The 12,792-nt window shown below is 67.7% G+C and carries 11 protein-coding genes; 5 read left to right on the top strand and 6 right to left on the bottom strand.

Annotation, left to right across the window (positions count from 1 at the left end; translation table 11 throughout):
* Positions 1-1,170 carry an efflux RND transporter periplasmic adaptor subunit gene (locus KM176_RS10715; protein WP_160896052.1) on the bottom strand — a complete coding sequence of 390 codons (1,170 nt, stop codon included), beginning with the start codon at positions 1,168-1,170 and terminating at the stop codon, positions 1-3.
* Positions 1,171-1,445: 275 nt separating this feature from the next.
* Between KM176_RS10715 and KM176_RS10720 the strand changes: the two genes are divergently transcribed.
* The 3 genes from KM176_RS10720 to KM176_RS10730 all read left to right on the top strand — a co-directional run bounded on the left by KM176_RS10720 (position 1,446) and on the right by KM176_RS10730 (position 3,846).
* Complete coding sequence (locus KM176_RS10720; RefSeq protein ID WP_160896051.1) at positions 1,446-2,030, top strand: TetR/AcrR family transcriptional regulator; 585 nt, start codon at positions 1,446-1,448, stop codon at positions 2,028-2,030.
* Between the two features lie 338 nt (positions 2,031-2,368).
* A complete protein-coding gene (locus KM176_RS10725; protein ID WP_160896050.1) occupies positions 2,369-2,677 on the top strand; it encodes a hypothetical protein in 309 nt (102 codons plus the stop codon).
* A 284-nt stretch (positions 2,678-2,961) separates the two neighbouring features.
* Positions 2,962-3,846, top strand: coding sequence for a LysR family transcriptional regulator (locus tag KM176_RS10730; protein WP_160896049.1), 885 nt, complete (start codon positions 2,962-2,964; stop codon positions 3,844-3,846).
* 85 nt (positions 3,847-3,931) lie between these two features.
* Here the strand turns inward: KM176_RS10730 and KM176_RS10735 are convergent, their stop codons facing one another.
* The 5 genes from KM176_RS10735 to KM176_RS10755 all read right to left on the bottom strand — a co-directional run bounded on the left by KM176_RS10735 (position 3,932) and on the right by KM176_RS10755 (position 10,983).
* Positions 3,932-5,548, bottom strand: coding sequence for an APC family permease (locus tag KM176_RS10735; protein WP_160896048.1), 1,617 nt, complete (start codon positions 5,546-5,548; stop codon positions 3,932-3,934).
* Positions 5,549-5,760: 212 nt separating this feature from the next.
* Complete coding sequence (mbfA, locus tag KM176_RS10740; RefSeq protein WP_160896047.1) at positions 5,761-6,738, bottom strand: iron exporter MbfA; 978 nt, start codon at positions 6,736-6,738, stop codon at positions 5,761-5,763.
* Between the two features lie 59 nt (positions 6,739-6,797).
* Positions 6,798-7,490, bottom strand: a complete 693-nt coding sequence (locus KM176_RS10745; protein ID WP_160896046.1) for a response regulator transcription factor — start codon at positions 7,488-7,490, stop codon at positions 6,798-6,800.
* Positions 7,487-9,829: an ATP-binding protein gene (locus KM176_RS10750; RefSeq protein ID WP_160896093.1), complete on the bottom strand. Its 2,343-nt coding sequence runs from the start codon at positions 9,827-9,829 to the stop codon at positions 7,487-7,489. The genes KM176_RS10745 and KM176_RS10750 overlap by 4 nt, the downstream gene beginning before the upstream one ends.
* A 344-nt stretch (positions 9,830-10,173) precedes the next feature.
* The gene (locus tag KM176_RS10755; protein ID WP_160896045.1) at positions 10,174-10,983 is read right to left on the bottom strand and encodes an efflux RND transporter periplasmic adaptor subunit; all 810 of its coding nucleotides are present in this window, start codon (positions 10,981-10,983) and stop codon (positions 10,174-10,176) included.
* 82 nt (positions 10,984-11,065) lie between these two features.
* On the opposite strand from KM176_RS10755, the gene KM176_RS10760 reads away from it, so the two are divergent.
* Positions 11,066-12,052 carry a methyltransferase gene (locus tag KM176_RS10760; protein ID WP_160896044.1) on the top strand — a complete coding sequence of 329 codons (987 nt, stop codon included), beginning with the start codon at positions 11,066-11,068 and terminating at the stop codon, positions 12,050-12,052.
* The gene (locus tag KM176_RS10765) at positions 12,049-12,609 is read left to right on the top strand and encodes an AAA family ATPase (protein ID WP_160896043.1); all 561 of its coding nucleotides are present in this window, start codon (positions 12,049-12,051) and stop codon (positions 12,607-12,609) included. The genes KM176_RS10760 and KM176_RS10765 overlap by 4 nt, the downstream gene beginning before the upstream one ends.
* The last annotated feature ends 183 nt before the right edge of the window (positions 12,610-12,792 follow it).

Genomic DNA, 12,792 nt, shown 5'->3' on the forward strand with positions numbered 1-12,792 from the left:
TTATTCCGTTCCCTTGGCGCCAGCTGCGTCCTGGGTCGTACCGTCCTCGGTGATGGTCACCGGCACGGCCTTGACCTCGGCCCCGTCCTGGAGGTTCTTCTGGCCGTCGACGATCACCTTGACGCCGTCCTCCAGCCCCGAGGTGACGATCCAGGCATTGTCCTGGCTGCCATCAGTGGGCACGCTGACCTTCTTGGCCTTGCCGTCGTCCCCGACGATGAAGAAGCTGAAATTGCCGTTGGCATCATGTTCGCCGGCGCGCTGCGGCACCAGGAAGGCCTCGCGGCTGCCCAGGGTGACGGTGCCGCGCAGGAACATGCCCGGCAGGATCACGTGGTCGGGGTTGTCGAAGCGGAAGCGCACGGTGACAGAACCGGTGGTGGTCGACACCGTCGGCGAGGGGGTCACCAGTTCGCCCTTGGTTTCGTAGGTTTCGCCGCCCTCGACGATCAGGCTGGCCTGCAGCTGATCGGACAGCTTCAGATCGCCGCTCTGGACCTTCTTGCGGATCGACAGGATGTCGGCGGCAGGCTCCAGCAGCTCCACGTCGATCGGATCAAGCGTGGTCACGGTGGTCAGCGCGTCGCTCTGGCCCGAGGTGACAAGATCCCCGGTCGAAACGTCGGCCACATCGACCACCCCGTCGATGGGCGAACGGATGGTGGTCCAGCCCAGCTGGATGCGGGCATATTTCAGCGCCGCCTGCGCGGATTGCAGCGTCGCCTTGGCCGAGGCCAGGTCCGACTTCGCGGTATCGACATCGGCGGCGGTATAGCCCGAGCCCTCCAGCTTGACGGCGCGGTCATAGGCGGCCTGTTTCACCGGCAGGTCCGCCTCGGCCTCGGCAACCGAGGCGGCATCGGCCTCGACGGTTGCCTGGTAGCTGGCATCGTCAAGCTGGAACAGCGGATCGCCTTCCTTGACGTCCGAGCCCGGCTTGTAAAGTTTCTTGATCACGATCCCGTCCACGCGCGGACGGATATCGGCCTGTTCATAGGCCACCGCGCGCCCCGGCAGCTCGACCGTCTGATCAACCTGGCCTGCGTGCAGGGTCACGTAGCCGACTTGCGGAGTCATCATCCCGCCCTGCTGCGCCAGCAGGGCCGAGGGGGTCACCAGGGCCAGCGTCAGAGCTAGCGTCCGGAGCCCCTGCCCGTGTGTACTTGTCATCAAAAATCCGTTCCTGATCGTGTTTTCCGGCAACACATCGCATCGTGCCATGTGGCATGTATAGCGAATCCTTGCAGAGTGTGCAAAGTTTGCGGTCAGTGTAAATCGTGTTATGTCTGACATTCACTTGAGGGGGCGTTAAGAAGCGGTTTTTCTGTATTGAAAATTCCGGTTTGGGCGTTTGCCGCGCGCGCTGCCCCCTGCGCGGAAGGCTGTCAAGTCGCGGTTCAACCCGGGCGTGTCCCGGTGTAGAACCGCGCGAAACGGGAGGGCAGATGTCGAATCTGAGGGCGCGCCGCCGTGCCGAGACGGCACGGATGATCCAGAAGGCCACCATTGAGCTGGTCAACGAACAGGGCTTCGATGCCGTCACCTCGGAGGCCATCAGCCGCCATGCCGGGGTCAGTCCGCGCACCTTCTTCAACTACTTCCCCAACAAGGAAGCGGCGATCTTCGGCGAGGTGCCGAGCCTGCCGGACGCCGATATCCAGGCCTTCCTGAGCGGCAGTGGCCCCGAGCGCGGCGATCTCTACCGGCTGATGCGGGCCCATACCCTGAAGGCGGGAGAGCGGCGCGACGAGCTGAAGCTGATCGTGTCGCTGGTGCAGACCCAGCCGCGCATGATGGAAATCTACATGGCGCAGCGCGAGATCATCGGCGGCGCCCTGGCAGAGCTGCTGTCGCAGCGCTTCCGCGACAGCACGCCGATCTTCCTGGCGATCCTGGCGCACAGCCTGCTGTCGATGTCCTGGACGGCGATCCAGCACTGGCTGGAGACCGACAGGCCGCTGGATCTGGCCTTCGAAGAGGCCTGGCAGGCGCTGACGGTGGTCTCTCAGCTGATCCTGAAGGAGGACTGAGGCGGCGCGGGTCCCGGGCCCGCCGGTCCGCTCGCCGCGGGCGGATCCCGGCTCCGGGGCCCGTCCCGCACCGCCGCGTCGCAGCATCCGGAACGAACGCAGACCCCTGCACAGCAAGGCGCCGTCCCTGCCGGGGCCGCCACATTCGCGTCAATGATGACCTAAGGTCATGTATCCTTTTGGGCATGTGATCCGTCAGCAGAGCGCCGCTCAATTGTGCATTCAGAGCGAAAAGTGTAAACGGAAAATGACACCTAATGTTCCTGGCGTTCGGGAACTATCTCCCCGTCACAAGACGCAGACAGACGCGTCACCCGAACGTACGAAGGAGAATAATAATGAAACTCGCAGCAACTGCCCTCACCGCACTTCTCGTCGCAACCTCCGCCGGCGCCGCTTTCGCAAACACCGCCGCCCCGGAATCGACCACTGTCCTGGTGCCGACCGACGCCGTCTACGCCGCAGGCGATGACACCGGCATCGTCACCAGCCAGGTCGAACTGACCTCGGGTACCAACCGCGACATTCCCGCAACCCGCCTGCCGGTCTCGATGCAGCGCTCGCAGAGCCTGGCCTCGAACGACACCGTCACGGTGACCAGCTTCCCGCGCGCCGACGTGCCGCTGCTGGCCAGCTCGGGCCGGTAATCCCGACCGCCTGAGCCGACCGGCGCATACGCCCTGACGCCGGTTCCGGCACAAGGCCCCGGTCCTTCCCCGTGCCGCCCCCAACCCGGGGGGGCACGGGTGAAGGTCGGGGCCTGTTTTTGTTCGGGGGGCCTTCCGGGACCCCGCGCCCGCCCTGCGATCTGGGCGCAGGGGCGCAAGGAATTGTGCGCAAAGAAAGAGTTCAAACCGACGCCGGACTATCCTATCTAAGCAGTCCCTTCACACGGCCGTCACGCGGTCGTCATACCAGTGAGACGGTTTCGATGGATACGATCGCGCTGCGCACCTACGCCCTCATCGTCGAGGAAGGCTCCTTCTCGGCCGCTGCCGACCGCCTCGGCATTTCCCGGAGCATGTGCTCCAAGCATATCAACGACATAGAAGCCAATCTCGGCGCCCGCCTGCTGACCCGCACGACCCGTTCCGTCAAGCCCACGGGCATTGGCCTGGATTACTATGCCAAGGTGCGCAAGATCCTCGACCTGCTGGACGAGGCCAACGAGAGCGTCAAGACCGAGACCAACACCGCCGCCGGCCGGCTGAAGATCGGCGCACCGGTCTCCTACACCCTGTCGATCCTGCGCCCGCACCTGGTGCGCTTCATGCGCGACTACCCGGCGATCCAGCTGGAAGTTTCGCTCGACGACAAGCTGCATGACATGATCTCCGAAGGTTACGACGCGGTGATCCGCGTGGGCGAGCTCGAGGATACCTCGATGCATGCCCGCCAGTTCCACCATGTCAGCACCCATGTGGTGGCCTCGCCCGGATATCTTGAGGAAAACGGCACCCCCGAGGTGCCCTCGGATCTCTCGCATCACCGCACGCTCTATTACGCCAACATGCGCGGCGCCGGCACCTGGCCGTTCAAGCGCGGCGAAGAGCTGTTCTACCAGAAGATCCACCCGGTCTTCTCGGCCAACAACGGTGAGCTGATCGCGACTGCCGCGCTGGATGGGCTGGGCATCGCCTTCCTGCCGGATTTCCTGGTGCGCGAACATATCCAGGAGGGCCGCCTGAAGGCGCTCCTGTGCGAATACAGCCTGCCCGACATTCCGATCAGCGTGGTCTACCCGTCGCGGCGCAATGCCTCGGCGGCGCTGAAGGCCTTCATCGATTTCTGCGCGCCCCGGGCCAAGAGCAGCTGAGCGGCCTTCATCTTTCCACAAATATGGCGGGGGAGTCTCCGCAGGAGACGGGGGCAGAGCCCCCGCCCCCGTCTCCATCCCGCGCCTAGAGGTCCTGCGGGAAGCCCTCTTCGGGGCCGGCCAGCACCCGCGCGGTCTCTTCCGCGGGAAGGGCCGCGCGCAGCGCGAGGCGCACCACGATCAGGCTCCAGACCGCCGTCAGCACGACCCCGGGCCAGAACGGCAGCAGGCCAAGGCCGCCGCCCACGTCCGAAAGCGCCGAGAGGATCCACATGCCGCCGAACCAGGGCAGCAGCCAGCCGATCCGGCCCCAGCCAAAGCTTTCCGCCGTCCGCCGCCGCAACAGGTGGTGATGGCCCGCGTAAAGCGCGAAGAGCACGATCATCAGCAGGAACAGCACCGAGTTGGTCTGGAACCCGGTCCAGTAGATGATCAGGTTCGAGCAGATGAAGGCCAGCGGCGCCAGCACGCCCGCGAAGGGCAGCCGGAAGGCGCGCTCCGCCTCGGGCTGGTTGCGGCGCAGCACCAGCAGCACGATCGGGCCCAGACCATAGGTGATCACCGTGATCGAGGTGATGTAGCCCACCAGTTTCTGCCAGGCCGGGAAGGGCAGCAGGAAGAACACGCCGGTCACCCACATCACCGCGATGGCGACCCAGGGTACGCCGTTCTTCGACAGTTTCGCGAAGGCCGCGGGGCCGGTGCCGGTTTCGCCCACCGCATAGAGGATGCGCGACCCGCCGGTCAGGTAGATCAGCCCGGTCCCGCCCGGAGAGACATAGGCATCGACGTAAAGCAGCGCCGCCACCCAGCCGAAGCCAAGCGCCGCCGCCAGCCCGGCGAAGGGACCGGCATCGCCGGCAAAGCTCAGGCTGGCCCAGCCATTGGCCAGGTCACCGGGGCTCAGCGCCAGGATGAAGGCCAGTTGCAGCAGCACGTAAAGCACCGCCGCCAGCAGCACGGAGCCGATCACCGCCAGCGGGATCGCCCGACCGGGGTTCGCAGCCTCGCCGCCCATGTCGATGGCGCTGCGGAAGCCCAGGAAGCTGAAGACGATGCCCGCCGCCGGAAGCGCGGTGAAGATGCCGTCGAACTGGCCGGGCTCGGGATCGGCCTGCCAGACGCCCCAGTGATGGGATCCCGCGATCAGCGCCACCACTGTCACCAGCGGCACCGCGATCTTCCACCAGGTCACCACGGTATTGACCTTCATCAGCGCGCTGACCGCCTGCAGGTTCAGCGCCGCGATCACCAGCAGCAGCAGTGCGCAGACCACGAAGCCGGTGATGGTCAGCGTGCCATCGCCCCCCGGTTTCAGCAGGAAGGGCAGGTAGTTGTTGGCATAGGTCACGACCGCCTCGGTCTCGACCGCCGCCACGGGCGCATAGGCCAGATACAGAAGCCAGCTCCAGATCCGTCCCAGACCGGCGCCATGGCTGGCGTGGCTCATGTGCACCAGCGCGCCGGACCGCGGGAACAGCGCCGCAAGCTCGGCGAAGCACAGCGCGATCAGCAGCACGATGGCGGCGCCGACGATCCAGCTCCAGATCGCGTAGGGGCCGGCGATCTTGGCGGCGTGATAGGCCCCGAACAGCCAGCCCGACCCCACCATCGAGGTGGTCGAGACGAAGAGCAGGGCCAGCTTGCCGGCATCGCGCCGCAGCCCCCCGTCGCCCTGTTGTGAGAAGGTGGTGTCTGCCATGCGCAGCCTCCGGTTTGGAACTCGTATCGGGTTCCATTGAAAGCTGGCTTGGGGCACGGCAAGGGGGTGGCCCCGGGCGGGCCGGGCCCTGCCCGGGGGGCAGGACCCATCAAGATCAGTGATTGCAGGCATTTAGGCTGCGAATGCGTGGGGTTCACATGTCTTCATTTCGGCTCACGCGCCGGTGATCCGGGCGCTGCCGCAGCGACAGTTCAGCCCGAGCCGATCAGGATGCCCGCGCCCAGCACCAGCGCCCCCCCCAGCACCACCTGCAATGCGGCGCGGAAGAACGGCGTGTCCATGTAGCGCTTCTGGATCCAGGCGATCGCCCAAAGCTCGCAGAAGACGACGACGAAGGCGATCGAGGTGGCGACCCAGAAATGCGGGATCAGGTAGGGCAGCGCATGGCCCAGCCCCCCGAGCGCCGTCATCACCCCCGAGGCGATGCCCCGCTTGAGCGGCGATCCCCGCCCCGAAATCTGGCCATCGTCCGAGGCCGCCTCGGTAAAGCCCATGGAGATCCCCGCCCCGACCGAGGCCGCAAGGCCCACCAGGAAGGTCGTCCAGGGATCCTGGGTCGCGAAGGCGGTGGCAAAGATCGGCGCCAGGGTGGAGACCGATCCGTCCATCAGCCCGGCCAGACCCGGCTGCACCCAGGTCAGCACGAACTGGCGATGCTCGGTCTCTGCCTCGCTGGCGCGGACCTCTCCGGTCAGCTCGTGTTCCGTCAGCTCCTCGGCGCGGCGTTCATGGCCGGCCTCGGCGGCGGCCAGTTCATGCAGAAGGGAGCGCGTGTCGGCATCGGTGCTGCGCTGCGCGGCGGTCACGTAGTAGCGATGCGCATCGCGTTCCATGATCTCGGCCTGAGCGCGTATGTCCTCAAGCGAGAGGTTCGCGGTCAGCCAGTCCGGCTTGCGGTAATAGTAGTCCGAGACATGTTCGCGCCGGATCAGCGGAATGGTGTCGCCGAAGCGGATCTTGTGGCGGTCGATGAGGCGCTGCATATGCGTCTCTTCTTCCTCGGCCATGGCATCGAAGATCCGCGCGGTCGCCGGGAAATCGGCCCGCAGCCTTGAGGCAAAGCCCCGGTAGATCCGGCTGTCATCCTCCTCCGAGGAAATCGCCAGCGCGAGGACTTCCTGTTCGGAAAGCTCGGAGAAGCGTCGTTTGGAGGTGAGGAATCGGAGCACGGCGCAAACCTTGGAATCGTTCTAATGTATTTCCGAAGTAGAGGCAGGCCGGGCGCAGTTCAAGCGCTTTCGCCCTGCCCCTGCCCCGGCGTGGCCTGCGCTGCCGTTCCGATGAGCTGGTCGAGCGGCCCGGGGCCGCTCAGCTCGGCCACCAGCCCGAACAGGCCGCTGACCGAGGCGACGTTCAGCTTTTCCAGAATCCGGGCGCGGTGGTGGTCGACGGTGCGCGGGCTGATGTCCAGCCGTCGCGCCAGTTCCTTGCTGGAGGTCTCGGCGGGATGGGCGAAGATCTGGCGGACGATCTCGGCCTCGCGCTCGGTCAGGCGGGCGAAGCGCTGCGCGATGGCGGCCTGGTGATCCCGGGCCGCGCGCAGCCGCAGCGCGGTGCTGCGGGCGGTGTCGATCCGCTCCATCAGGGCGGCCTGGCGGAACGGCTTCTCCAGGAAATCTATGGCGCCGCCCCGCATCGCGCGCACCGCTTCGGCAACGCCGCCATGGCCGGTGATGAAGATGATCGGCAGGATATCTTCGCGCCGGGCGATCTCGGCCTGGAGATCGAGGCCGGACATGCCGGGCAACCCGTAGTCGAGGATCAGGCAGGCCGGCCGGGCGGGATCATAGGCGGCCAGGAAGGCCTCGGCGCTGGCATGGTCCTGCACCGGCATTCCGCGTGCAAGCAGTGCCCGGGACAGGGCGCGGCGCACGTCGCGGTCGTCATCGACCAGGTGCACGGTGAAATCGGCGTCGCTCATGCTGTGTCCTCGGTCTGCGTGGCATCGGGGGCGGGCAGGTCCGCCGCCGGCAGGGTCAGGCAGAAACGGGCGCCGCCGCCAGCGGGACCTTCGTGCCACAGCAGGCCGCCGTTCATCTGCACCAGTGTCCGGCAGATCGACAGGCCCAGCCCCAGCCCCTCGGGCTTGCTGGTCTCGAACTGGCTGAACAGGGTCAGGTTGCGCGGCACACCGGGGCCGTTGTCCTGCACGGCGATCCGGATCCGCCCGCCGAGCGAGCGCAGCTGGAGGCTGACGCTGCGCTCGGGGATGTCGGTGCCGGCGAAGGCTTCCACCGCATTGCGCAGAAGGTTCACCAGAACCTGGGCGATCTGCACCCGGTTGCCCATCACCGCCAGCGGCCCCGGGCAGTCCAGCCGCAGCGCCACGCCGGCATCGTCGGCCTCGTGCTGGATCAGGCACAGCACCTGCCCGGCCAGGCTGTCGATGCGGAACGGGGCGCTGGTGCCGGCATCGGGGCGCAGCAGCGCGCGCAGGGCATTGATCACCTCTCCGGCGCGCAGGGCCTGGCCCTCGATCTCGACCAGGGTTTCCTGCAGAGGGCCGGGCGGATCGCCGCGCTGCTGGAGCAGGTAGAGCGCGGTGCCGGCATTCTGGGCGATGGCCACCAGCGGCTGGTTCAGTTCATGCGCCAGGCCGTTGGCCAGCTGGCTCATGGTGTTGTCGCGCACCAGCGCGGTCATGTCCCGGCTCAGCTGGGTCAGCTGGCTTTCCTGTTCATGGGCGTGGGTCACGTCTTCCAGGGTCAGCATCGCATGCAGTGCCTTGCCGGCGCTGTCCCTGATGCTGATGGCGTTGAGGCGCACCCAGACCACCGTGCCGTCCGGACGGGCCAGGCGCAGTTCCTGGTTGGTGGAGAAATCGCTGGCCGGCAGCTCCGGTCCGGCGGGCAGGATGCGGCGATCCGCCGGCAGCACCAGATCGGCCAGCGTCATCCGCGACAGCGCCTCGGCGCTGCGTCCGGCAATGTCGCAGAGCCGCGCGTTGACCCTAAGGAAGCGCCCCGAGACCGGATCGAGCTGCGCCATCCCGCGCGAGGACATCTCGAAGGTCAGGCCGTACTGGCGCTCGGCCTCACGGCGGGCGCGGATCTGCTGGGTCAGCGCGGCATTGACCGCCTCCAGCTCCCGGTAGGTGCGCGGCGGCGGGGCGTCGGGGTCGATTTCGCCCTGGGCGACCAGCGCCGAGCGCACGGCAAAGGCGCGCACGGGACGGTGGATGCGGTTGGCCAGCGCCAGCCCGGCCAGGCCGGTGCACAGTGCCACGGCGACGGCGATCCAGATGTTGGTCGTCCGGTTGTGCTTGATCTCCGAGATGAAGTCATCCTCGGGGGCATAGACGCCGATGGTCCAGGGCAGGTCCTCGCTGGACATCGGCATGGCCAGGGCCACGTAGTCGCGTCCCTGGTAGGTGAAATGCCGGTCGACCTCCTGGGCGGGGGGGCCCGTGTCCGGGCCGAACAGGTTGGCGAAGGCGGCCCGGGCGATCGGGTCGCCATAGCTGTCGATCCGATAGAAATGCAGGTTTCCGGAGGCGTCCTTGGCCTTCAGAAGGCCTTCGTTCTGGCCGGCGATGACATCGCCGTTCTGGTTGATGATGATGGCACGGCCGGTCTTGCCGATCACCAGCCGGGACATGAAATGAGAGATCTCGTCGATCTGGATGTCGACACCGACGACGCCGCTGAAACGGCCCTTCTCTTGCACCGGGGCGGCCAGGGTGATGCCAGGTTCGTGGGAGGAGAAGAAGATGTAGGGATCGGCCCAGGTCGCCCCGGAGGCGGCGCGGGCGCGCTGGTACCAGCTGCGGCTGCGCGGGTCGAAATCGTCAGCCGGGTCCCAGAGTTCGTGCAGGGCGTTAAAGTTGCTGTCCCGCCAGATCAGGTGGACCTTCCGTTGCCCGCCGGTCATCGTGATGATCTTGGAGCGGAAATTCCCCGTGGTCCCGTCGCGCATGACAAAGACGAAACTGCCGTCGGTGGCGCCGAAATACATCCCCGAGACCTGGCTGGCCAGTTGCAGCTGCTGGAACAGCAGCTTCTCCATCAGCACCGGGTCGTCGCTGGCGATGATGTCGTTCTGCGCCAGGCGCACGGCCAGCTCGGCGCCGTCATGGGCCGGCTTCAGGAAGCTGCGGGAATGCTCCATCGTGTTGAAGCCCACGTTGCGCAGCAGGTTGCGGGCGTGGAACATCAGCACCTTTTCGGAGGTGACATAGGAGGAAAAGACGATGGCCAGCACCGCCACGAGCTGCAGCCCGGCCAGCCCCAGGAACAGGGGCACCCCCAAAGTCTTCGTCACCATCCGGCCCCTTCAGCGCGCCCGTCCTGCGCAGTCGTAGGAAACCCGCCGCACCGGCACAACCTCCACGCGGCGACCGGGGGCGGAATCGGGCAGCTATAGGCAATATTGCCTAGGCAGAGGCGCGCATAGGCGGGGCGCAGCAGCTTGGGTATGGTGCGCCAATTGAGAGTGCCGTCCGGCGCCACAGTCCCCACAGGGCCCGGATGGAAGACGAGTGCCGCCATGTCCCGGCGGAGGAGTACCGAATGCCGGCGCCAGGGCTGTCCCGCCCCTGCGTCGGCATATTCCCTTTCCCCCCAGACATCCTGCCGTCATGCGCCCGCGCGTCGCAGGTCGGCGTTTCATTGGCCCGGCGCATCGAAATCGACCTGGCAGCGGGTGCCGGCGGGGATTGCCGCCCCGGGGTTGGGCAGTTCCAGCTGCACGCCGAAAGTGCCCGAGGCGGCGTCGAACACCCGGTCCACCGTGCGCACCCTGGCGCTGAAGCGCCCTGTCAGCGGTGCGGCCTGCGCCACCTCGTAGGTATCGCCCACCGCGATCCGGTCATGGTAGTCCAGCGGCACGAAGACCTCGACCAGCAGGGGATCCATCTCGGCCAGGACCAGCATTTCGGCGGTATCGGTGGCATATTCGCCTGCGGCCGCCTCGACCGACAGGACGATGCCGTCGGCGGGGCTGCGGATCACCCGGCGCTCCAGCATGGCCTGGGCCAGCTCGCGTTCCAGGGCGGCACGGCGGCGCCCGGCTTCGGCCTCGTCCAGGGCAAGCTGGCTCAGCGTCACCTCGATCCGCTTGTCCTCGACCGCGGTCGAACTGGCGGCCTTGCGTTCGAAAAGCGCCTCGGCGCGGGCCAGTTCCTCTTCGCGGAATTTCAGGCGGGCGCGGGCGGCGGCCAGCTCTGCCTCTGATCCGGCCTTGGCCTCGGCCATGCGCAGCTGAAGCTGCTGGACCCGGTCCTCCAGCCGCAGCAGCGGTTGTCCGGCGCTCACGGTATCGCCGCGGCGCACCAGGACCGCCTCGATCCGGCCCTGCTCGGTCGAGGTGAGGGAGACGGTGGCGCGCGGCTCGATCACGCAGTCGAGCGGGGCCGCCGAAAGCGGCGCGGCCAGCAGCAGCGGCAGCAGGGCAAAGATCGTTCGGCAGGGGGGCATCCCGTCTCCTCTCCTCAAGATGCGCGATCATGTTGCACGCCCCGGTTGTCTGGCGCAAGCTTGCAGCAACGGAGGGGACGGGATGACGGCAGAGGGGATCCGCGCGGGCGCGCGGCTGGAAGCGGCGCTGCTGGATGACCTGCCGGCGCTGGTGGCGCTGCGCACGGCGCTGGCCTGCGGCCTGTTCGCGGGCGGCCCCCTGCCCCCGGAGGCGGGCTGGGTCGCCGACACGCTTCTGGCGCTCGGGGCGCTGGAACGCGGCGCTTCCGGCTGGCAGCCGACCCTTGCCATGCGCGCCTTGCTCGATCCACCGGGGGATCTGGCGGTGCGGGCCGATTTCATCGCCCGTGCCGCCAGCGACCTGCTGCGCGATGGTACCCTGATGAGCCGCGATCCCGCCGCCTTTCTGGCCCGGGCCGAGACCTTTCGCTTCTTCCGCTACGACCGGGCGCGGGGCACCGGCGCCGCCCAGATCGAGGATACCGCCCCCTGGGTCGCCTATGTCACCGCGCTCAGCCGGCGCGAGGCGCCGCATCTGGCGCCGCTGCTGCCGCTCGCGGGCTGCGCCGACCTGCTGGAGATCGGCGGCAATACCGGCGTCATGGCCGAAACCCTGCTGGCGGCACATCCCGGGATGCGGGCCTGCGTGCTGGACCTGCCGGCGGTCTGCCACCTGGGGCGGGCGCGGATGCGGGGCCGTTCGCAGGCCGACCGGCTGGACTTCCTGCCCGGCGATGCCCGCAGCCTGCCCTGGCCCGCCGCCGATGCGGTGCTGTTCAAGTCGGTGCTGCATGACTGGACCCTGCCCGAGGCCACCGCCCTCCTGCAGCGGGCCATTGCCGCGCTGCGCCCCGGCGGGCGGATCGTGGTCTGCGAACGCGGTGCCTTGCGGGACGACCCGCCGCCCCGGGGCCTGTCGGCAGCGGCGAACCTGGTCTTCGCGCCCTTCTACCGCGCGCCTGCCGCCTATGCGGCGGTGCTGGAAGCCGCCGGGTTGCGCCTTTGGCCCGCGCGCCAGGTGACGCTGGACATGACCTTTCACGTCCTGGTCGCCGAGGCCCCGTCTTGACCCCGCCGGTGATCACGATCTCGGGTCCGCCGGGCAGCGGCAAGACCACCCTGGCGCGGGGGCTGGCGCGGCATCTGGGCCTGGGTGTCGTGCATTACGATGACCATGAGGTCTTCACCCGCCAGCCCCCCGCCGCCATTGCCGCCTGGCTGGCACGCGGCGCCCCCTATGCCGAGATGGAGGCCCCGGGCCTGGCCGGGGCGATTGCCGCGGAATGTGCCCGTGGGCGGGGCCTGGTGCTTGATACGCCGCTCGGGCCGCTCGACCCGGCGCTGCGCGGCCGGGCCGTGCGCGCCGCCTGGATCGACCTGCCCGCCGATCTGGCGCTGGCCCGGAAACTGCGGCAACTGAACGATTCGGTTCAGCCCGGCCAGGCGACCGCCTTTCGGGGCTGGCTGGGCGGATACCTGGCGGCCTACGAGGAGATCGTGCGCCCGGCCTGTGGCGTTCAGGCCGCACGGCTGGCCCCGCTTTGCCCGATCCGGATCGACGGCACCGCCTCCGCCTCGGCCTGCCTGGACAGCCTAATTCGGGCCTGCAGCGATATGCAGGGATAAACCCTGAATTGTTATATTAACTAAAAACTATCTCTTTAAGCGTGATTAGCAGTTGCTTGAACGGGAATCCCCCTTCCATAGTCATCTGGCAATTCTTGCATATGGCGGCTGTCCCGGGCGCGTACTTCCAGCGCGTGTCTTCGGGAGGACCGGGACCTCCGCCCCAGAGATTGGAAGTCTGTC

Origin of the sequence: Pseudooceanicola endophyticus (assembly GCF_018760365.1) — a bacterium.
GTDB classification, from domain to species: domain Bacteria; phylum Pseudomonadota; class Alphaproteobacteria; order Rhodobacterales; family Rhodobacteraceae; genus Pseudooceanicola; species Pseudooceanicola endophyticus.

Excerpts from the sequence above, each read along its gene's own strand:
- KM176_RS10715 (WP_160896052.1), bottom strand. The coding sequence starts at position 1,170 with ATGACAAGTACACACGGGCAGGGGCTCCGGACGCTAGCTCTGACGCTG.
- KM176_RS10720 (WP_160896051.1), top strand. The coding sequence starts at position 1,446 with ATGTCGAATCTGAGGGCGCGCCGCCGTGCCGAGACGGCACGGATGATC.
- KM176_RS10725 (WP_160896050.1), top strand. The coding sequence starts at position 2,369 with ATGAAACTCGCAGCAACTGCCCTCACCGCACTTCTCGTCGCAACCTCC.
- KM176_RS10730 (WP_160896049.1), top strand. The coding sequence starts at position 2,962 with ATGGATACGATCGCGCTGCGCACCTACGCCCTCATCGTCGAGGAAGGC.
- KM176_RS10735 (WP_160896048.1), bottom strand. The coding sequence starts at position 5,548 with ATGGCAGACACCACCTTCTCACAACAGGGCGACGGGGGGCTGCGGCGC.
- KM176_RS10745 (WP_160896046.1), bottom strand. The coding sequence starts at position 7,490 with ATGAGCGACGCCGATTTCACCGTGCACCTGGTCGATGACGACCGCGAC.
- KM176_RS10755 (WP_160896045.1), bottom strand. The coding sequence starts at position 10,983 with ATGCCCCCCTGCCGAACGATCTTTGCCCTGCTGCCGCTGCTGCTGGCC.
- KM176_RS10760 (WP_160896044.1), top strand. The coding sequence starts at position 11,066 with ATGACGGCAGAGGGGATCCGCGCGGGCGCGCGGCTGGAAGCGGCGCTG.